Genomic DNA, 416 nt, shown 5'->3' with positions numbered 1-416 from the left:
ATCCGGACTCTCGAACCCAGAGAGCACGTACGCCTGAGACCGGGAATGTACATCGGAAAATTGGGAGACGGCTCATCTGTGGATGACGGAATCTATATTTTGCTGAAAGAAGTGATGGATAATTCCATTGATGAATTCAGAATGAAAGCCGGAAAAAGAATTGATGTAAAAATTAAAGACGGTACGGTGACGGTACGTGATTATGGGCGTGGAATTCCCCTGGGTAAAATTGTTGATGTTGTTTCAATCATGAATACCGGTGGGAAATATGATGACGGCGCTTTCAAAAAATCGATAGGCCTTAATGGTGTCGGTACGAAGGCAGTAAACTTTTTATCGAATTATTTTAAAGTAAAATCGGTACGTGAAGGTAAAATGAGAATTGCTGAATTCCGTGAAGGAAAGCTGGATATTCT

1 protein-coding gene is annotated in these 416 nt (G+C 41.1%); it reads left to right on the top strand.

The genetic code is table 11. From position 1 onward, the window contains the following. Positions 1-78 precede the first annotated feature (78 nt). Positions 79-416 (top strand): ATP-binding protein (locus tag D7Y13_RS50200; protein ID WP_244222498.1); only part of this gene is annotated, 338 nt, incomplete at its 3' end.

It is taken from the genome of Corallococcus praedator (assembly GCF_003612125.1).
Lineage (GTDB): Bacteria > Myxococcota > Myxococcia > Myxococcales > Myxococcaceae > Corallococcus > Corallococcus praedator.
The sequence above is the reverse complement of the archived record's forward strand: the minus strand, read 5'-3'. Positions and strand labels throughout refer to the sequence as shown.